The sequence below is a fragment of the Pediococcus siamensis genome, from assembly GCF_047220215.1.
GTDB lineage: Bacteria > Bacillota > Bacilli > Lactobacillales > Lactobacillaceae > Pediococcus > Pediococcus siamensis.
In genome coordinates this window covers 1931944-1952863 of the sequence record NZ_CP178375.1, presented here as the reverse complement: position 1 = coordinate 1952863, position 20920 = coordinate 1931944, and the positions used below count along the sequence as shown (strand labels likewise).

Sequence of the window (20920 nt, the reverse complement as noted above, 5' to 3'; positions counted from 1 at the left end):
TTTGGGGAGGCATTATTATGAATAATGCAGAAGTGGCTGGCAAAATTATTGAATTGTGTGGGGGAAAAGATAATTTTGTGAGTGTTGAAAATTGCATGACTAGGCTAAGAATTAAATTTAAAAATAAAACATTAATTCAAATTGAAGAACTAAAACAGGTCCCGGGTGTTTTAGGAATAAATGATGCCGACACATTTCAAATTGTTGTCGGACCTGGAAAGAGTACCAAAATACATGAAGCTATTATCGGAATCTTAGGTGAAGAATATAATGCCGGAACACAGGAAGAAAACGGAACGAAACAGTCAGATATGGATGCAACTATCCAACAGAATAAAGCCCAAGCCCGCAGCCATACTAATGGCCGAATGAAATCTTTTTTGACAACATTGTCCAATATATTTGTTCCAGTAATTCCGGCTATCATCGCTTCTGGATTTTTACAAGGAATTAACAACATTATGACAACCAATGCCACCAATGTTGCTGTAAGTGATGGAATCAAGGCTTCTGGACAACTAACAAATACCCAAGTGGTCTTACAAAGTTGGCATTTGTTGCAAGTTAGCACCGTATTTGGAATTATTGGCACTGCTGTGTTTAGTTTCTTAGCAATTTATGTTGGTGTAACTTCGGCAGTCCAATTTAAAACTGACAAATTATTAGGAGGAGCTGTTGGAGCTATTACACTTTCAACAGCACTCCCTGTCTTAGGCTTAAAGGCCGGGGAGGGTGGTTTGTTTGGCGTCATTCTGGGTGTTTGGATTTTAGCTGAGTTTATGAAATTATTCCATAAAATTGTACCAGATATTTTGGATGTGGTTCTTACGCCAACATTATCGCTACTTCTTACAGCTGTGGTTTATTTTCTGACCGTGATGCCGATAATGGGTGTCTTGTCGGACGGTTTGATCAAAGGAATTTTATTCTTAATTAACGAATCAGGTGTTGTTGGTGGCTTTGTGCTGTCTGCCTTGGCACCAGCTTTGATATCTACCGGATTACATCAAGGGTTAACACCGATTAACCTGCAGTTGATTGCGCAACAGGGATCAACACAGATCAATGCCTTTCAAATCATGAGTAACGCTGGTTTGATTGGTGCTGGTTTGGCTTTATGGATTATGTCTAGAAAACAACAAGTTAGAGATGTGGCCAAAGCAGCTTTGCCGGCAACGTTCTTGGCGGTTGGAGAGCCAACTTTATTTGGACTGGTGATTCCGTCAGGATTTGGTTTTATTACCGCTTCAATCGGAGCAGGCTTTGGCGGCATGATGGTCAGTCTGTTGGGCGTTAAGTGTTCCGCCTTGGGAGCTGCAGGGATGTCTGCAATTCCGCTGATTGCGAATGGAAAATATCTACAGTACTTGATTGCATATGCAGTGGCCTGTGTGGCCGGATTTGCACTGACATACACAGTTGGAAAAATCCGTCGCTACGAGTAGCGATAAATAGGCTGCAGAGGGAGGAAGAATCAGTATGCGCGCAGTAATGATTATGTTTGATACCTTATCGAAACGATTCTTATCTAATTATGGGAATTCATGGATAAAAACACCTAACTTTCAAAGATTACAGAAAAAAATGGTTACTTTTGACAACTTTTATGGAGGCAGTTTACCTTGCATTCCAGCACGTCGAGAATTACATACTGGCATGTATAACTTCCCATTCCGTTCTTGGGGACCGTTGGAAGTTTTTGATCAATCTGCAATTGAAAAGTTAAAAAATAAAGGTGTTTATTCACATATTGTGACTGATCATTCACATTATTGGGAAGATGGCGGTGCAACATATTTGCCTCGCTATTCGAGTTGGGAAGGATTTCGAGGGCAAGAAGGCGATCGCTGGGTATCACGGTTGGAAAGAGAAAAAAATGAAAATAAAAATGAGTTGAATAAAAAAGGGATTTCTGTCGATCAGCATATGGCCAACATCACAAGGATTCACAAAGAAGCAAATATTTCGAGTGTGCGAACTATTAATGCCGGAATTGATTTTCTTCAAAAGAATGCGGATAAAAAGAACTGGTTTTTACAGATTGAATCCTTCGATCCACACGAACCATTTTATGTTCCAGAAAAATACCGGCAAATGTATAATTGCATCGACTCAAGAGACATTCCTTATTGGCCAACTTATCAGAAACTAGTCGATGATCGCTTTAAAGATGATTTAGAAGATCTCAAAAAAGAGTACGCGGCGTTGATCACGATGTGTGATCACTATCTTGGAAAAATATTGGATGTTTTGGATCAAAATGACATGTGGAAAGATACTTTGGTTATTGTAAATACCGATCATGGCTTTTTGTTGGGTGAACATAACTGGATTGGAAAAAATATTTCTCCTGTTTATGACGAACTTGTTCATTTGCCGTTTTTTATCCATGATCCCTCACATCAAAATCTGGATGGTAAAGTGTGTGGTCAAATTGCACAAACAATTGATCTTCCAGAAACTCTGTTAGATTATTTCTCCATTCAAGATGACACTGTACGTGATGGGAAATCAATTCTAAAGATTTTAGCCGCGGCTGCTCAAAATCAAGTTAAGGAGCGAGACATTTTATTTGGCGTGAATGGCAGCTTCGCCTGTGTTTATGACGGTCATTATGTTTATATGCGTGCTTCACAAAATCCAGATAATGAACCACTAGTAAATTACACATTAGCTTATACGCAAATGCGCGGTTTTTACAGTTCTGAAGAAATGAAAAGTTTGGAGCTGGTTAAAGGGAATCGCTTTACTCACGGGATACAGGTTGGAAAAATTGCCCTTCGAAATCAAATGGATTCGTATGCGTTAGGTAATTACTTGTTTGACATCAAGCATGATCCGGACCAAAATTATCCGCTCCATGATAAGAGACTAGAGTCCAAAATGATAGAAAAATTAACGGTATTGTTGAAAAAAATTGAGGCTCCTAAAGAGGAATTTGTTCGTTTAGGACTGTCCCAAAATTAATAATCAATGTGGAAGGAAAAGTGGAATATGCTAAAAGAGAAATCCGATCTGACTTATAAATTGATTGCTGAAGGACGGTTCATCATGGGTACAAATGATCAAATTGGTTTTCCAATTGACAAAGAGGGGCCAACGGTGGAAGTCAACTTACCAGCATTTCGAATAAGTACCACTACTGTGACAATTCGTGAATTTAAGCGATTTGTTGAGGAAACCGGCTATCAAACACAAGCAGAAAAGATTGGTTGGTCATACGTTTTTTTTAAATTATTAGATCCGAAGACTCTGGAAAAAACACAGGCAACTAAAGATATGCCCTGGTGGCGAGCTGTTGCGGGGGCCAGTTGGCAGCACCCGGAGGGAACCGAAAGTAATATCGACGGCCGCTTAGATTATCCTGTTACACAAGTTTCGTTAAATGATGCGATTGCTTATTGTGTGTGGGCAGGTTGCCGCTTACCTTCAGAAGCAGAATGGGAAAAAGCTGCACGAGGAGGCAAGCAAAATCTGAAATATCCGTGGGGAAACAATTTAACAGAGGGACACCAGATTCACGCAAATACGTGGCAAGGAAATTTTCCAAGTGAAAATACTTTAGAAGACGGCTATTTAGGAACGGCGCCCGTCGAAAGTTATGAGCCAAACGGATTTGGCTTATATCAAATGATTGGCAACGTGTGGGAATGGTGTACAAATCCAAGAGGAATTGATCTAACTGCATTTAGAGTTTACAACGGGCAAGAATTTTGGACACAACAGTTGAAAGAACACGCTCCACATCAAGTTGCGATTCGCGGTGGTTCGTTCTTGTGTCATTGCAGCTTTTGTAATCGTTACAGAGTTGGAGCGAGAAATGGAGAAATGAGTGATTCAGCCAGTTCAAATCTTAGTTTTAGAGTGATCAGGGACGTTTAAAGGAGAGAATTATGAGTTGGTTTAAAAGAAAATCAAAGAATGGAGATCAGACTTTAAAGTCACCAGCTAACGGTGAAGTTACTCCAATTACCGAAGTGCCAGATGAAGTGTTTGCTACCAAAATGATGGGCGATGGTTTTGCGGTTAAGCCTGAGAACGGAAAGGTCGTTTCCCCTGTTTCAGGGAAAGTAACGTTTATTGCAGACACGAAGCACGGTATTGGCCTGACTGCAGATAATGGTATGGAAATTATTATTCACATGGGCATTGATACGGTGTCCTTGAAGGGTAAGCCGTTTCAAATGACCGTTGGGTTGAATGAGATTATTCATGCAGGTGATCAGTTGGTCACGATTGATCTGAATGTGATTAAAGCAGCAGATTTAGATCCCGTGATTATTGTGGCAATCACAAATTTTAACGACCTTGCTGAAAAGCTTGAAGTGAATCTCGGATCTGCAAACGCTGGAGATAGTGTCGCAAAGCTCGTCTAAAAATAAATGGAGGCTCAATATGGTGTATATACTATATATGCTGATAGTCTTCTTTGCAAACATAATTGGTGCAATAGCTGGAATGGGTGGCGGCGTTATTATTAAACCAGTATTAGATGCGATCGGTGCCCATCCGCTAATTCAAATTAATTTTTTCAGTAGTGTAGCTGTATTAACCATGGCGATTACGTCTACATGCAAGCAGGTCAAATTGGGGCTTCATTTACAGAAAAAATTTGCGTTGGTGCTTTCGATGGGGCAGTTATTGGTGGTATTCTAGGCAATAGCACTTTCAACTTTCTAGATAGTGTCATTAGAAATGATGGAATTCTCAATCAGATTCAGATAATTCTAACAGTTATCACATTACTGTTTGCGTTAAGTTACTCTATCATCCCATATGGGCGTTTTTGCATTAAAAATTCAATTTTAGTGGCGATTATCGGTGGATTTTTAGGATGGATTTCGACGCTTTTAGGTATTGGTGGCGGTCCAATTAATGTTGCCGTGCTAATGCTGTGTTGCAGTATGCCAATTAAAGAAGCTACAGTGTATTCAATCGTTACAATTTTATTTTCTCAATTTTCTAAGGTGTTGGCCGTGATTTGCTCAGGAATTGTATGGGGGTTTGATTTAAAAACACTCCTATTTATAATTCCAGCAGCCGCAATCGGTGGCACAATGGGCGCTCGGTACAGTCACGTGATCAAAACTCGAAAAGTTGAAACGGTTTATCGAATCGCAATTTTAGTTGTGATTTCAATAAACGCGTTTAACGGTTACCAAATATTAACAGATTTGAGTTAAAAAGCGAAAAAGGCAGCCGATAAGTTTGTGAACAACTTGTCGACTGCTTTTTTAGTTCATTTTAAAGTAAGATTGACCAGATTCAATTGTGTAAGTCATCTTATCGCCACGAACCAAAAGGTGGGAATACTCTATAGGTTCGTCTTTTTGGTTAAAGGTCGTTTTATTTACAGAGAACAAAGGGTCTTGAGTCGAGATTTGAAGTTCCTCACTTTGCTCAGTAGTAGGCATGGTAACATTCAGTTCCTTTCGAGAATAACCGATTTTTTCGTGAAATTCTTTTTCGAGCAATTCATAAACCGATGTATGATCGTTAATTCTGGTAATAATGCTAGTGAATTTCTGGGCGTCATACCAAGCGGAGTCCAAAATGAAAGGCTCGTCATCAACTAATAGAACCCGTTTAATGTATACCAAGTCGTTATCGGCGTCTAAATGTAGTCGCTTTGCGGCAGCTTCGTCATTTCGGATTTCTCTTTTTAAAATTTGGGCCGTGCTTTTCTTTCCTTGTCCCGTAACAAAAGAAGAAAAACTGCGTGTCGATTCCAAAGAGCCATGAAATTTTTCACCCGTACCTGCAAAAGAACCTTTTCCCTGAACTTTAGTGACCAGGCCCTCTTTGGTAAGGAGCTCTAAAGCCTTTCGAATGGTAATTCGGCTGACATTAAAGGTGAGACTCATTTCTTTTTCGCTTGGGAGTTTACCTGCATGACCAAATTTACCGTGAAGAATGCTTGTACGTATCTGATTATGTATTTGCTCATATAGAGGAACGCTTGAGTCTGTATTTAAGTTCATATTATTTATTCCTCTTTCTGTAGTGAAGTCACTTAGACTTATTAACCTGTGTTGTTACAAGATAGTATAACTTTCTCAATAAAAATCAGCAAGATAATCCCCTTAAAAGGGTGAAACTATTCTGAATAATGGTAAAAGAATTAGAATAATCATTTTAAATGTGAATCTGGTTAAAAAATAATTAAATATTGCATTGACATATAAGAAAACAGGTGATACATTATCTTATAACATCACAATACAACTACGTGTTTGTTAACATTAGGAGGTAATACAAGTTATGGAAAAATCACATCAAATTGAAATAGAAAAAGCTGTTAATGCTCTGAAGAAATCTGAGCAGATCAATCATATTTATTTAGTTGCCTGCGGTGGGTCGTTAGCATTTTTGCAACCTTTAGAGTACATATTTTCAAAGGAAATTGAAATCCCGGTTTCATTAATGCCGGCACGAGAGTTTACAACACGACATCCTAAAGCGTTAGGACCACAGTCTTTAGTGATTGCATGCTCTCACTCTGGGTCAACTCCAGAAACAGTTGAGGCGGTACAAACAGCATCGGATATGGGTGCTACTACAGTTGCTTTTGCCTTTGCAGAGGAATCAGACTTACAGAAAGCCGCCCAATACACAATTCATTACAGCTGGGGAAAGGGCACGGATGCCAGTGATTTAAATACGGGTGTTGCATATGCTTTTACTTTCGATTTTCTAAATGCAATTGTGCCTAATGAAAAATTTGTAAGAGGTCGAAAAGCGATTGAAAAGTTAGAAAAAACTGTTGAAAGAGTACGTAAACAGTTTGGTCCAACTACTGCTGAATGGACTAAAGAGCTAAAACGAGAACCACTGATTTATTCCGTAGCTTCAGGTGTACTCACTGGCCAAGCTTATTCTTTTGCAGCTTGCTGGTTACAAGAGATGCAATGGATTAATGCAGGATATATACATTCAGGTGAGTATTTTCATGGCCCATTCGAAGTTACTGATTATGATGTGCCGTTCATCATTGCTAAAAGTGTTGGACCAAATCGAGTTATGGATGAGCGCGCTGCTGATTTTGCTAAACGCTTTAGTGGAAAAGTTTATGAGATTGATATCGCTACGTTTGATATGTCCGATATTGATGAAGATTTGCAAGATTACTTCTCTCAAATTTTAGCAGGAGCTGTCTATCGACAAATTGCAGAAGGATTTGCTTATCAGCGTGGGCACTCTTTAGATGTTCGTCGTTATATGTGGAACTTGAAATACTAAGTCAGGTGAACTATATGAAATTGATCTCAATTGGAGATAACGTTACCGATACTTATGTGGATGATGGTGTGTACTATCCAGGAGGAAATTGTGTCAATGTGGCTGTAGCAGCAAGAATGGCGGGTGCTGAGAAGTCAGATTACATGGGAATTTTCGGTAATGATCAACGTGCTGAAAATATTAAGTCAGCTTTAATAAAAGAAAATGTGGCATTAATAAATTGTAGAAAAGTATACGCGCCAAGTGCTGCACCTCAGGTGTTGATTGATATGGGTGACCGTGTTTTTGCTCCAGGACCTAAAAATTCTGCACAGCACCTTTTTAAGTTGCGATTAACAGTAGCTGACTTTCAGGAAATAAGTACCTACAACGTTTTGCATACAAGTGTATATTCAAATTTGGAAAATGATTTGAGTAAGATTCAAGAGTATACGAAAGTTTCATTTGATTTCTCGGAGCAGCAGAACAGAAGTTATCTTCAGAAAGTTTTACCAAATACAAATTTTGCTTTTTTCTCTGGTGCACACAAAGATAAAAAAGAGGTTGAGCTGTTAGGTAAGTATTGTCTGCAATTTCCAAATGTTGAGGTAGTCAGTGTTACACGAGGCGCCCAACCAGCGATATTAATAACAAGAAGGAAAATCGTTGAGCAACCAACGATAGCAACACATATTGTTGACACTATGGGTGCAGGAGATAGTTTTATTGGCGGTTTTCTAAATGAATATATTAACACCGGCAATCTGCAATCTGCAGGAGAAAAGGCAGCACTTAATGCAGCAAAAACTTGTGAAATAAGTGGTGGGTTTGGACATCCATTTTTGATTGAAAAGAGGGAAAGATATGAAAAAATTTAGGAGTGTCATTTTGGGTGTTGTAACCACCCTTACAAGTCTTGTACTGCTTGCAGGTTGCGGTGCAAAATCACAATCTGGGAGTAAAAGCTCGATGACGATGGCGGTAACAAGTTCAGTAGACTCATTGGATCCGGTATTGGCCTATCAGACAACTTCCTGTACGGTTGTAGGCAATACTAATGAAGGCTTATATTCAATCAAAAATAATGGTAAAGCAGAATTAGCGTTAGCTTCTAAAGTCGTTACTTCAGATGGTGGATTAACGAAGACATTCACAATCAGGAAAAATGCTAAGTGGTCTGATGGTTCTTCAGTAATGGCAAACGATTTTGTTTTTGCCTGGCGTCGACTGGCTAATCCTAAGGTTGCTTCAGCGTTCAATTTTGAGTTAGGTGCAGCCGGAATTAAAAATGCAGATGCAATTGTTGCAGGGGAAAAAGCAGTTAATAGCTTAGGAGTTGAAGCAAAAGGCGAAAAGACATTAATTGTTCATTTTAGTAAGAAAGTTGCTTATTTACCACAATTATTATCTTTTAGTTCGTTCGCACCTGTACAAGAGAAGTATTACAAAAAAGAGGGTAAAAAATTTGCACAGTCGGCTAAGAATTTAATTGCGAGCGGTCCGTACAAAGTTGCTAATTGGAAACAAGGTGATAATACAATTACGTTAGTTAAGAATAACGAGTATTGGGATGCTAAAAACGTAAAAACGAAAAAAATTAAACTACAAGTTATCACTGATCCTGAAAAATCAGCATTGGCGTTTAAAAACGGCACAGTGGACTACACACCATTGAGCGGACAGCTAGTTGCTAAGTATAAAAATGACTCGAGTTATAAGAATAGTTTAGGTAATTTTACGCAGTATCTTATGTTTAATATGAAGTCTAAAGGCTTAAATAATGCCGATTTACGTAAAGCAATTGCTTATTCTATCAACAAGAAATCAATTGTAAACAATGTACTGAAAGATGGTTCTCAAATTGCAAATTCTATGATTATGAAAGGCCTCGTGACCGATCCGGGAACGGGCAAGGATTTTGCATCTGAGTCGACAACAGGATATGAATACTCTCCAAGCAAGGCAAAGTCTTACTGGAATAAAGCAAAAAGGGAAACCAGTCGCAGAACACTCACCATTCTTTATGATGATAGTGACACTGCATATGCAAATGTTGCAGCCTATATTCAATCACAGGTCCAAAAAAACTTAAAGGGTATGAAAGTAACTTTAAAACAAACTACTAAGAAAACTAGAAGTGACAAGATGATGTCCGGTGATTTTGAAGCTGTTTTAACACGTTGGGGACCTGATTATGCCGATCCAACCGCTATTTTGTCCATGTACCAAACAGATAATATCAGCAATTATCAAAAATGGTCTAATTCGACGTTTGATTCACTGCTAAATGCAGCAGCAACTACGTATGCAAGTAATCCCACAAAGCGTTACAAAGCATTGTTAAAGGCAAACAATATTTTGGTAAACAGTGCGGCCTGTCCACCACTATATCAGTTGGGATCTCCTGTATTACAACGTTCCTCCATTCATGGTTTAAAGCAACATTTGGCTGGGGTACCATTTTGGTTTAAATACGTCTCGATTAAATAACAAATTATGAATGAGCTTAGATAAGGTGGTTGACGCAAGGCACTGTTTTGTATCAACCATCTTTTGAATTAAATTTGACTCAAAAGAAGGTGTGAGTTTGAAAAAATATGTTTTTAAAAGAATTGTTATTGCGCTTTGTACACTTTTTATAATCATACTTGTATTATTTTTGATGGAAAAAGGGATGCCTGGGTCCCCATTCAATGATGAAAAGATGACCCATGCGCAATTGAAAGTATTGTATGCAAAGTATGGCCTGAACAAGCCAGTATTAGTACAGTTTTGGGATTATTTCAGAAATATGCTGACTGGAAATTTCGGAGAATCATACTCACTTCAGGTTAATACGAGTGTTACGGAAATGATTGCCGCTCATTTTCCAATTTCATTGCAGATTGGTTTGCAAGCCGTTGCTTTGGGAACGGTAGTCGGCTTTATTCTGGGCATCATCGCTGCCTTAAAACATAACACCGTAATTGATAGCTTAATGACAGGTGTATCCGTAATTGGGGTGAGTTTGCCTAATTTTGTGGTTGCTCTAATTTTATCCCTTGTGCTGGCCTATAAATTAAATTGGTTTCCGCTTATTTATTCGGCTTCAGCAGGATTTAGTTCTACTGTTTTGCCAACAATTGCCTTAAGTACGTTTACGATGGCAAGTATTGAGCGTTATGCAAGATCAGAGATGGTTGATATTATGAATTCTGATTTTATCAAATTGGCCGATGCAAAAGGCATTAGTAAGTCTAGACTGATTTTCCGTCATGTCATTAGAAATACTATGATTTCAATTATTACAGTTTTAGCACCGTTAGCTATTGAATTGATTGCTGGTAGTATGGTTATCGAAAAAGCCTTTTCGATACCAGGACTCGGGACACTTTATATTAATGCTATCCAGGCAAACGATTATAACGTTGTGTTAGGCGTTACTTTCTTCTATGCCGTTTTGTTTATCTCAATTATGTTACTGGTAGATATTTTATATGGCGTCATTGATCCTCGCGTACGTTTGGCAAAGGAGGGCTAAATTTTATGGATATGAATAATTCTGAAGACGATAAATTATTTAAGTTTGCCCGCCAAGATACCAAAGTAGAACATTACGAGGGAGCTTCATTGTCGTTTGGTCGGATGGTATTACTCCGCTTCTTTCATAATAAAGGAGCCGTCATTAGTCTGGCCTTAATAATTGCTGTTGCGCTTTTTGCGTTTATAACTCCGCATATTAGTCAGTTTTCCCCCAATGCAGTTGAACCTGCAGCATCTAATTTAAATCCGGGTCAAGCTGGGCACTGGTTTGGTACGGATAATTTGGGGCGCGATATCTTTACACGTGTTGCGAAAGGAACCTCTATCTCTCTGGAAGTCGCTTTTGTTGCCATGGCAATTGACCTTGTTATTGGTACCACCTACGGCATGATTTCAGGATATTTTGGTGGCAAGATAGATATCCTTATGCAGAGATTTACAGAAGTTTTGAGTACAATTCCAATGATAATTGTAGTCACATTACTAGTGCTCGTCATGAGACCAGGAATGACTAGTATCATTGTTGCCATGATGATTATGGGCTGGATAAATATGAGCAGAATTGTACGTGCACAGGTATTGAAAGTTAAAAATGAAGAATATATTCTTGCTGCCCAAAGTATTGGTGTACCAACAATCAAAATTATCTTCTCAGAGATTCTTCCCAATACAATTGGACAAATTGTGACCACATTCATGTTTTCAATTCCGAATGCAATATTTTTGGAGGCGTTTTTGGCATTTGTTGGATTAGGTGTTCCTGCACCTTTAGCATCACTTGGAACGATGATCAATGATGGATATACACAGGCAGTGGTTTATCCATATATGGTGTGCTTTCCGGTTTTGTTTCTGGCTATCATTATGCTGGGCTTTAATATAATGGCTGATGGTTTACGAGACGCCATCGATGCAGAGTAAATGAGGTGAAATGCGATGGGCGATGAAAACAAGATACTAACTGTTCAGAATTTAACAGTGGATTATACGACTTTTAGAGGTAATGTGCATGCTGTTCGCGGGGTCAGCTTTGAAGTTAATCGCGGCGAGACCTTAGCTTTAGTGGGTGAATCAGGCTGTGGAAAATCTGCAAGCGTAAAGCCGATTATAGGTGAAGATGCCAGTAATCAGGTGATTAAAGGTGGCAAAATTATTTATCGTTGGCAACATCAAGGCAAGCTTGAGGAAATAGATCTGCTTAAGATTACGGCTAAAGAAATGCAACGCAAGATTAAAGGGCGTCAAATTGCAATGGTTTTTCAAGACCCGATGACTTCCTTGGATCCAACCATGCGAATTGGTAAACAAATAGGTGAAGCAGTCGCTAGTGCACATTCAAAACTGTCCAAAAAGAAAATTGATGAACGTGTCAGAAATTTAATTGCAACCGTTGGTATTAATCGTGTGGAAACTGTGGCTAAACAATATCCGCACCAGCTCTCCGGTGGTATGCGACAGCGAATTGTGATTGCCATAGCACTTGCGGGAGACCCACAGTTATTAATTTGTGATGAACCAACCACGGCGTTAGATGTCACTATTCAGGCTCGCATTTTAGATATTATTAAAAAAATACAAAAGGAACGTCATCTTTCTGTTATTTTCATTACACACAATTTAGGTGTAGTTGCTACGATTGCCGATAAAGTAAATGTTATGTATGCAGGAAAGGTGATTGAAAAGGGAACAATTGAAGATATTTTCTTTGAGCCAAAACATCCATATACTTGGGGATTACTTGAATCAGTTCCAGATGTTGATGCGCCTCAAGAGGCATTACCTATGATAGCAGGAACAATACCAGATATGACACAAAGGATTATTGGTGATGCATTTGCTCCACGAAATGAGTATGCACTTGATATTGATTTTGTTAAAGAACCTCCGATGTTTGAAGTAAGTAAAACTCACCAGGCGGCAACCTGGTTATTAGATAAGAGAGCGCCAACCGTTCAGATGCCCAGATCACTACAAAAAAGGATCAATAGGATGCAAGGTGAGAATAATGGAAAATGATGAAATACTTTTAGACGTAGAAGGATTGAAGCAATATTTCCCAATAACACATAAGAAAGTGCTTAAGGCTGTGGATGATATTAGCTTTAAAATTCGAAAGGGAGAGACTTTCGGGTTAGTTGGTGAATCTGGTAGCGGTAAAACGACTATCGGACGCGCAATTATTCGTTTGTATGAGCCAACTGGTGGCAGAATTATTTTTGACAAGATTGATATTACTCATGAATTAACGAAAAAAAATAAAACTATTTTACGAACAAATATGCAAATGATTTTTCAAGATCCGATGTCTTCGCTGAATCCGCGAAAAAAAATCGGGGACATCATTAAGCTTGGGTTAGATGTTCATGCTAAAGAAATGGACGAAAAAACGAAAAAAAATGAGGTTTATCACGTTCTGAAACAAGTTGGACTCGATGGCTCATTTGTGGATCGTTATCCAAAAGAGCTATCTGGTGGACAGCGACAGCGGGTTGGAATTGCCAGGGCGATTATTATGCATCCTAAGCTTATTATTGCCGATGAGCCACTGTCGGCCCTGGATGTATCCGTCCAGGCACAAGTTGTGAATCTTTTGAAACAAATTCAAAAAGAGACTGGAATTGCGATACTTTTTATTGCCCATGACCTATCAATGGTTCGGTACATTTCAGATCGTATTGCCGTTGTTCATCTAGGCCATTTATTAGAGATGGGTACAACCGATGAAGTGTTTAAGCATCCGATGCATCCCTACACTAAAAGTCTGATTTCTGCTATTCCTGGTATTAATCCACGTTTGGAAAAAAAGCGTCATCGATTGAATTATCAAAAAAATGTTACAGCTTATTTGCAACGAACAACGATCAACGTAGGCGGCACGCACGTCGTACTGGGACATGAAAATGAAATTGAAGCTTGGCAAGAAAATGATAGCTTGAATGAATAAATACTCAACCAAACTCTTCATTTTGTCTTATTTATAAGGCATAAGTCTACATTTGAAGTAAATATTCAAATTGCATTGACAGATAAATTCAACATGATTATAATTGCTTTAATCGTTTACTAATTTATTTTTAATTTTAAGAGAAAGCGGAGGCATCCTATGGCAAAAGAGAACAAAAGTTTTTCTTCGGATTTTTCGTTAAAAGAAGTTCCTAAGTCGCAACAAAAATCATGGTTATCACTATTTTCTATTTGGGTGGCAATTGGTGTGGATTTGGCAGCGGTTATTTTAGGCGTAACTCTTGCGAAGGATTTACCAATGACTGAGGCAATTTGGGCGGTTATTTTAGGATCGCTCTTATTAGCACTGATCTGTACAATTACAGCTTCAGTGGGAGCGGCAACCAACCTATCAACTTCACTAATTACACGCTACGTTTTTGGAAAAAATGGCGCCAAAATTTATTCGGTTATTATTGGTCTTTCTTTGCTTGGGTGGTTTGGCGTCCAAGTCGGTTTCTTTGCAGATAACGCCAAAACGGCTTTGGCCAGTGCATATCAAATTAATTTACCAACATGGTTGTTTTCAGTTGTGGCAGGTATTTTTATGGTTGGGACTACTTTATACGGATATCGAGCGTTCTCGCGCTTGAGTGAATTTTCGGTTCCGCTACTGCTTGCCTTAATGTTATTGGCGCTTTTCATTGCTTTGCATACACACAGCATTCCGTTAGTTCATACAAATGCCACGATTTCATTTGGAGCAGCGATTGCATTAGTTGTATCGTCATTTATTGTGGGAGCGGCGACTCAACCTGACATTTCCCGATGGGCGAAAAGTCAGCGCGACTCTATGATTGGAACCTTTTTTGGGATGTTCATTGGAAATGCGTTCATGATCATCGTGTCTATTTTAATGAGCAAGGCACTTGGAAGTTCAGATATGATGAAAATGCTTATTATGATTGGCATGGGGATGCCAGGTATTATCGTCCTAACGTTAACTCAATGGGTTACAAATACCAGCAATCTCTATTCCGCAACGCTAGGATTTAACGTTGTTTTTAGCAAAATGAAATTTAAACAGCTAACTTTGATTTTAGGTGTTATTTCTACCGGTCTAGGTGTGTTAGGAATTTATAATTATTTTGTGCCCTTTTTGAATGTCCTCGGTATTTTTATTGCTCCAGTGCCTGGAATTTACGTTGCAGAATTTTATTTTGTTAAAACTGAATTTAATCGCATCAAAAATCAACAAGATCCACAGCCTTTTGTTTGGCGTTCTATCCTAGCGTGGGTGTTGGGAACAATGGTGACGTACCTAACAACAGCAGCACCGACCGGTTTAGGCTTATTTGCGTTAACGCAAGTGCCGCCACTAGATGGCATCTTAGTTGGATTTATTGTGCAGTTGATTGCGGGATTGGTATTTATTAAGAAAGGGGACCAAGAGAGTGAGGTTACTGACTGAGCAAGATATTGATTATATTTCATTAGGTGCCTCGGTTTTAGGCTCAGGAGGGGGAGGCGATCCTAAAGTAGGTCGATTATTGGCCAAAAATTTCATTCGTAAATATGGGCCCGTTGAGTTGATTAGTGTGGACGAATTAAGTGATGAAGATATTGTGGTTCCCGTTTCTGGAATGGGGGCGCCTACGGTTACACTAGAAAAGCTTCCTTCTGAAATTGAAGTGACCAATCCATTAGAATTACTTGAGAAAAGTTACGAAAAAAAGGCAGATGTCGTTATGCCAATTGAAGTGGGAGGCATGAATTCTCTTTATCCAGTAGGCGCTGCTGCAAAGAAGCATTTACCACTACTAGATGCAGATACAATGGGGCGAGCATTTCCAGAAGCCCAGATGGTAACTTTTTACTTACATGGTTATCAGCCTACTTCTGTAGCTATTGGGGATGAAAAAGGGAATACAGCACTGATACACCCCATTAATGGACTTTGGTCGGAATATTTATCACGTGCACTCACAGTGGAAATGGGAGGATCAATTTCGGTTTCTGATTATTTTTTGCCTGGCAAAGATGTTAAGACATCCGTAGTAAAAGGAACTTTATCACTTGCTAGGGATATTGGTGAACTCTTATTAACGGCGCAAGGTGAGAATATAAATATTTTTGACAGTTTATTGAAAATGTTAAACGGGTTTGACTTGTTTGATGGGAAGATCACGGATATTACACGCAAGACAACGGGAGGATTTAATTTCGGTTCCGTATTCTTAGAGGGAATTAATCACAATGTTGGTGAGCATTTTAATGTCGAATTTCAAAATGAAAACTTGGTAGCCAAAAAAGGAGATGTCATTTTAGCTTCGGTTCCGGACTTAATTGTCCTTTTAGATGTGGAGACAGGCAGACCAATTACAACCGAACGGCTTCATTATGGGACACGAGTGAAAGTTGTTTCTTTTCCTTGTGACAAACAATGGCGGACAAGCTTTGGCATTGAAACGGCAGGGCCACGTTATTTTGGATATAATTTTGATTATATTCCAGTCGAAATAAGGCAACGAGGTGAAGCAAAGTGAAATTCAGATTAGGTGTAGATGTTGGTGGTACTAATACGGATGCAGCCATTTTAGATGACGAACTAAATGTTGTTTATACTGTGAAAGCACATACGACTAAGGATGTCCAAACGGGTATCTTTAATGCAATTGAAAAAGTGCTCGTTGAAAGTAAAATTGAAAAATCAAAAATTCAATATGCCATGTTGGGAACTACCAAATCGACTAATGCAATTGTCGAAAGGAAAGATTTGGACAAGGTTGCTTATATTCGCATTGGGAAGCCAGGGACGGTTGGTATTCCGCCGTACATGGAGTGGCCAACTGAACTAAAAGAAGCCATTGAATTACATTCGGAAATTATTCATGGCGGTTATGAATTTGATGGCCGCCAATTAGCCGAGATGAAACGTGAAGAGGTAGATCAATTTTGTCAGATCATTAAAGATGAAACTACTAGTATTGCGATTGCTGGAGTATTTTCACCGGTTAATAGTGAACAAGAATTACAAGTTGCAAAATGGGTAAGAGAAGATTTGGGTAGTCAGGTAGATATAACACTTTCACACCAAATTGGTGGTGTCGGTCTGCTGGAACGAGAAAATGCGTCCATTCTAAATGCAGCCTTGATGACAGTGGGGCAGCAAATTGTGGACGGGTTTGAAAAGGCCTTAAAATCGTTAGGAATTAATGCGATAACTTTCTTCAGTCAGAATGACGGTACTTTAATGACAGGAGAATTTACTAAAAAATATCCTATCTTCACCATTGGCTGTGGTCCTACTAATAGTATTCGAGGAGCCTATCATTTATCTGGAATTAAGGATGCTTTAGTATTAGATGTTGGCGGTACAACAAGTGATATTGGTGTTTTAGTGAATAGTTTTCCGCGTCAATCCGTTTTATCAGCAAGGGTCGGTGGCGTAGAAACAAATTTTAGAATGCCTGACGTTTTATCTATCGGTATTGGAGGCGGAACTATTGTTCATCAAACCGGTAAAGGTGTGAAAATTGGTCCGGACAGTGTCGGGTATGAAATTGTGCACCAAGCCAAACTTTTCGGTGGGGAAATCGAAACTGCTTCCGATATCGCAACTAAATTGGGCCGAGCTTTTGAAGATAAAAAAGAGTTTGTTCAAGATATTTCGCAGAAACGGGCACAACAGGTTTCTAAATTAATTAACCAAAAAATTACTGAATCATTGGATCAAATGAAAACACGTAATGGAGATGTCCCGTTAATTTTAACAGGAGGCGGGAGCTTTCTAATTGATGAAAATTTGAAGGGCATCAGCAAGGTTTATCAACCGAGTCATTATGATGCAGCTAATGCAGTGGGGGCTGCACTAGGGCAAGTGAGTGGGGAAGTAAATAAAATATTTAGCTTTGCAAAAAACGGACGAACTAAAACTTTGGAATTCGCCAAAAGGCAGGCCATAGAACAAGCGATTAGCGCAGGTGCTAATCCTGATTCTGTAGAAGTTATCGATATTGATGTAGTACCATTGGCATATTTACCTGGTGATTCAGCACAAGTAAAAGCTAAAGCCGTTGGTAATTTAGATTTATGAGCAGTTTCAATACAAAATACCAATTAAATTAATTAAGCCATCTAGAATAAGTTTTTGTTCTAGGTGGCTTATTTACTTTGGTATAAAAAACGTTTAGGTCAAGTACTTTTTAGGAAGCTGTGAGTTTCCTTATTCCGTGTATAATATCTAATAAGACATCGTATCGTAGCATTGTGAAGTGGAAAAATCGCAATGTAAGCGTTGACATTTTAGAGAGGACGTTGTATTATTGCGGTATGGTTGTTATATCAATATAACAAGTGGAGAGATTCTTGTGGAACAACATATGTTTACCCTTTATCAGAAAATGGTTAATGAAATTATTAAGCAAATCGAAGGAGGACAGTTAGTAGCTGGTTCAAAATTACCGTCAGAATTACAACTTGGTAAACAGTTTAACGTTAGCCGAATTACGGTTAGAAGAGCACTGAGCGAATTAGAAGAAAAAGGGTATATAACAAAACGCCAAGGACAAGGTAGTTTTGTTTTGGAGCACGCCGATACAGACTTTGAATTTGAATATGTTGATAATCCAAGTCAAGAAATTCGAAAATCGGGATATAAAGTAACAATCAAATTAATGAGTTTTCAATTGATCGTTGATGGCTCTGAAGGAGATGTTCGCGCTTTACTGGGACTAGATCAAAGTGCATATTTGTATAAAATTAGTCAACTGTATTTAGCAGGAACTAAGCCAGTCTTATATAAAGATACGTACTTGTCATTTAATGAATTTCCCATGATCTCAGTTAATGAAATTCAACATAAGGAAATTGTCATTTTTTTGGCAAATAAGTATGGACTTAATGCTCGGCAACTCAGTCATAAAATCGACGCGCATAAGGCGTCAGAAAAAATGCCTCATTATCAAGAGTTGCAACCAAATAAGAGGGAACCGTACATTGATATTTTTACTAAAGGTGTTAAAGATGGTCAAACTATTTACTACAGTCGTTCGACAGCTTTGAATCACTTACCAATGTTTTTGGTTTCATACAAAGGAAGACCTATTATGACAGAACCACATATATTATTGACAAGAATTGACAATCGGCTTGTTCACGGACAGGTTGGTGTTACCTGGACTAAAACTTTAGGTGCGAATTTGATACTGGTTGCGAATGATGCAGTAGCAGCAGATCCTTTACAACAAAAACTAATGAAGGCTACTGCCGAATCATCAGGAGCGGGGATTAGATTTTTTACATTACAAAAGACCATTCAAATTATTAGTCGTGCGGCAGATAGACAGAAAATCTTTATTGTTGTTAAGACTCCAGAAGATGCGAGAACTTTAGTTGATGGAGGTGTGCCAATTAAAGAGATTAACGTTGGTAATATGCATTTTGCACCTGGGAAAAAGGAATTAACTAAAAAAGTATATGTGGATCAAGAAGATAAAGATAATTTGAGCTATTTAGCCAAAAGGGACATTAATGTCTATATTCAGGATGTACCAGGAGACCATAAAACAGAAATTAATTTCTAAACAAAGGGGATAAAGCAAATGAGTGTGACTCTAACGCAAGGTATTTTGCTCGGACTTTTTGCGGTAGTTGCAGGACTTGATTCTTGGTTAGAAGTACTTTACATTTTTAGACCCATCATTTCTTGTACTATCGCTGGTTTTATTTTGGGTGATATTCAATTAGGTGTCATTGCTGGTGGCTTAACTGAACTAGCATTTGCAGGATTGACTCCTGCTGGAGGGACACAACCACCAAATCCTGCTGTATGTGGTATTATGACTGTCGTCATTGCTCACACAACAAGCGTGGCGCCAGCGACGGCAATTGGATTATCACTGCCATTTGCAATGTTGATGCAATACATTTTACTTGTTTTTTATTCATTATTTTCAATCTTTATGCCTGTAATGGACAAATATGCTGCAGCAGCGGATACAAAGAAGTTTGCAAGAATTCCATATTTAACGATGACAATTGTCTGCATTTCCTTCTTTATAGTTATTTTCTTATCTGCATATGCAGCTCAAAGTCCTATGCATGACCTGGTAGAAGCAATGCCGACGTGGTTGATTCATGGCTTTGAACTAGCTGGTGGTGCTTTGCCTGCGGTAGGATTTTCCATGTTATTAAAAGTGCTGTTACGTGTGGAATATATTCCGTACTTGTTATTAGGATTTGTTGTAGCAAGTTTTGTAAACTTTTCAAACGTATTGCCAGCCGCTGTCGTCGGAGTTGTATTTGCGATGATTGAATTCTTCCGTGATAGAAAGAATAAAGAACTTCAAGAGCAAATTAATGAGATGAAGGCTGCGGGAGTTAGTGGGGGAGATGAAGAAGATGGAATCTAAAGAAATTAATGGAGAAGCCGCTAATCAAGTGCCTTCCAGTAACCACAAACTGACTTCAAGAGACATCACGATGTTAGGAATTAGATCATCGTTACTACAAGCACCCTTTAGCTATGAACGTATGCAAGCCGGTGGATGGGCTTGGGCACAGGTGCCATTTTGGAAGAAAATTTTTGGTAATGACAAGAAAAAGCTAAGTGCAGCCATGACTGATAACATGGAATTTATTAATACTTCACCACCATTAGTATCAATTTTAATGGGGTTATTAATGAGTTTGGAAGAAAAGGATGTTAATCGTCAAACAATTAGGGGTCTTAAAAATGGATTGTTTGGTCCTATGGCTGGAATTGGTGATGCTATCTACTGGTTTACAGTAATGCCAATTGTTGGCGGAATCGCAGCGTCCTTTGCAACAAAGGGAAATCTATTAGGGCCAATCATATTTTTCATAGTTTATTTGGGAATCTTTCTTTGTCGTATTCCATTTGCGCATCTTGGGTATAACTTGGGGACACGTGCAATAGATGTGATTCAAGAAAATTCTGAAATAATAGCTCGTGTGGCTACTATTATGGGCTTAACAGTTATTGGGGCTTTAATTAGTTCTTATGTAACCCTTTCTTTGAAACTCAAAATAGGTAATGTTTCCTTACAAAAAGACTTTTTAGATAAGATTTTTCCAAATATCTTGCCCTTAGCATTCACGTTCTTCCTATTCTGGTTATTAAAGAAAAAAGTGTCGCCAATTGTGCTTATTATTGTGACATTCTTTCTCGCAATCTTTTGCTCGTATTTTGGCATTATGTAAGGTGGTAAATAGA

General features: G+C 38.6%; 19 protein-coding genes. 18 read left to right on the top strand and 1 reads right to left on the bottom strand.

What is annotated here, in order from left to right; genetic code table 11:
• The first annotated feature begins 17 nt into the window (after positions 1-17).
• The 5 genes from ACLJJ6_RS09400 (at position 18) to ACLJJ6_RS09380 (ending at position 5183) form a co-directional block, all read left to right on the top strand.
• Positions 18-1445, top strand: coding sequence for a PTS transporter subunit EIIC (locus ACLJJ6_RS09400; RefSeq protein ID WP_412989198.1), 1428 nt, complete (start codon positions 18-20; stop codon positions 1443-1445).
• 52 nt (positions 1446-1497) lie between these two features.
• On the top strand, positions 1498-2967 hold the full coding sequence (locus tag ACLJJ6_RS09395; protein WP_412989197.1) for a sulfatase: 1470 nt from the start codon (positions 1498-1500) through the stop codon (positions 2965-2967).
• Between the two features lie 27 nt (positions 2968-2994).
• Positions 2995-3882, top strand: a complete 888-nt coding sequence (locus ACLJJ6_RS09390; protein WP_412989196.1) for a formylglycine-generating enzyme family protein — start codon at positions 2995-2997, stop codon at positions 3880-3882.
• Positions 3883-3893: 11 nt separating this feature from the next.
• A complete protein-coding gene (locus ACLJJ6_RS09385) occupies positions 3894-4376 on the top strand; it encodes a PTS glucose transporter subunit IIA (protein ID WP_412989195.1) in 483 nt (160 codons plus the stop codon).
• Positions 4377-4571: 195 nt separating this feature from the next.
• Positions 4572-5183 carry a sulfite exporter TauE/SafE family protein gene (locus ACLJJ6_RS09380; RefSeq protein WP_412989194.1) on the top strand — a complete coding sequence of 204 codons (612 nt, stop codon included), beginning with the start codon at positions 4572-4574 and terminating at the stop codon, positions 5181-5183.
• A 51-nt stretch (positions 5184-5234) separates the two neighbouring features.
• Here the strand turns inward: ACLJJ6_RS09380 and ACLJJ6_RS09375 are convergent, their stop codons facing one another.
• Positions 5235-5981: a GntR family transcriptional regulator gene (locus ACLJJ6_RS09375; protein ID WP_412989193.1), complete on the bottom strand. Its 747-nt coding sequence runs from the start codon at positions 5979-5981 to the stop codon at positions 5235-5237.
• 280 nt (positions 5982-6261) lie between these two features.
• Between ACLJJ6_RS09375 and ACLJJ6_RS09370 the strand changes: the two genes are divergently transcribed.
• The 13 genes from ACLJJ6_RS09370 to agaD all read left to right on the top strand — a co-directional run bounded on the left by ACLJJ6_RS09370 (position 6262) and on the right by agaD (position 20907).
• Positions 6262-7239 (top strand): SIS domain-containing protein, encoded by a 978-nt coding sequence (locus tag ACLJJ6_RS09370; protein WP_412989192.1) that lies wholly within the window; start codon positions 6262-6264, stop codon positions 7237-7239.
• A gap of 14 nt (positions 7240-7253) precedes the next feature.
• Complete coding sequence (locus ACLJJ6_RS09365) at positions 7254-8096, top strand: PfkB family carbohydrate kinase (protein ID WP_412989191.1); 843 nt, start codon at positions 7254-7256, stop codon at positions 8094-8096.
• Positions 8083-9708 carry a peptide ABC transporter substrate-binding protein gene (locus ACLJJ6_RS09360; protein ID WP_412989190.1) on the top strand — a complete coding sequence of 542 codons (1626 nt, stop codon included), beginning with the start codon at positions 8083-8085 and terminating at the stop codon, positions 9706-9708. Before ACLJJ6_RS09365 ends, ACLJJ6_RS09360 begins: the two co-directional genes overlap by 14 nt.
• Positions 9709-9805: 97 nt before the next feature.
• Complete coding sequence (locus ACLJJ6_RS09355) at positions 9806-10738, top strand: ABC transporter permease (RefSeq protein WP_412989189.1); 933 nt, start codon at positions 9806-9808, stop codon at positions 10736-10738.
• Between the two features lie 5 nt (positions 10739-10743).
• Entirely contained in the window at positions 10744-11661 is a 918-nt protein-coding gene (locus ACLJJ6_RS09350; protein ID WP_412989188.1) for an ABC transporter permease, read from the top strand.
• A gap of 15 nt (positions 11662-11676) precedes the next feature.
• Positions 11677-12756, top strand: a complete 1080-nt coding sequence (locus ACLJJ6_RS09345) for an ABC transporter ATP-binding protein (protein WP_412989187.1) — start codon at positions 11677-11679, stop codon at positions 12754-12756.
• The gene (locus ACLJJ6_RS09340; RefSeq protein WP_412990464.1) at positions 12743-13684 is read left to right on the top strand and encodes an ABC transporter ATP-binding protein; all 942 of its coding nucleotides are present in this window, start codon (positions 12743-12745) and stop codon (positions 13682-13684) included. Before ACLJJ6_RS09345 ends, ACLJJ6_RS09340 begins: the two co-directional genes overlap by 14 nt.
• Positions 13685-13843: 159 nt before the next feature.
• Positions 13844-15154 carry a cytosine permease gene (locus ACLJJ6_RS09335; protein WP_412989186.1) on the top strand — a complete coding sequence of 437 codons (1311 nt, stop codon included), beginning with the start codon at positions 13844-13846 and terminating at the stop codon, positions 15152-15154.
• Positions 15099-16229 (top strand): DUF917 domain-containing protein, encoded by a 1131-nt coding sequence (locus tag ACLJJ6_RS09330; protein ID WP_412989185.1) that lies wholly within the window; start codon positions 15099-15101, stop codon positions 16227-16229. The genes ACLJJ6_RS09335 and ACLJJ6_RS09330 overlap by 56 nt, the downstream gene beginning before the upstream one ends.
• Positions 16226-17779, top strand: coding sequence for a hydantoinase/oxoprolinase N-terminal domain-containing protein (locus ACLJJ6_RS09325; protein WP_412989184.1), 1554 nt, complete (start codon positions 16226-16228; stop codon positions 17777-17779). Before ACLJJ6_RS09330 ends, ACLJJ6_RS09325 begins: the two co-directional genes overlap by 4 nt.
• Before the next feature lie 274 nt (positions 17780-18053).
• On the top strand, positions 18054-19268 hold the full coding sequence (gene agaB, locus ACLJJ6_RS09320; protein ID WP_412989183.1) for a PTS galactosamine transporter subunit IIB: 1215 nt from the start codon (positions 18054-18056) through the stop codon (positions 19266-19268).
• Between the two features lie 18 nt (positions 19269-19286).
• Positions 19287-20096 (top strand): PTS galactosamine transporter subunit IIC, encoded by an 810-nt coding sequence (agaC, locus tag ACLJJ6_RS09315; RefSeq protein ID WP_412989182.1) that lies wholly within the window; start codon positions 19287-19289, stop codon positions 20094-20096.
• Entirely contained in the window at positions 20086-20907 is an 822-nt protein-coding gene (agaD, locus tag ACLJJ6_RS09310; protein ID WP_412989181.1) for a PTS galactosamine transporter subunit IID, read from the top strand. The genes agaC and agaD overlap by 11 nt, the downstream gene beginning before the upstream one ends.
• The last annotated feature ends 13 nt before the right edge of the window (positions 20908-20920 follow it).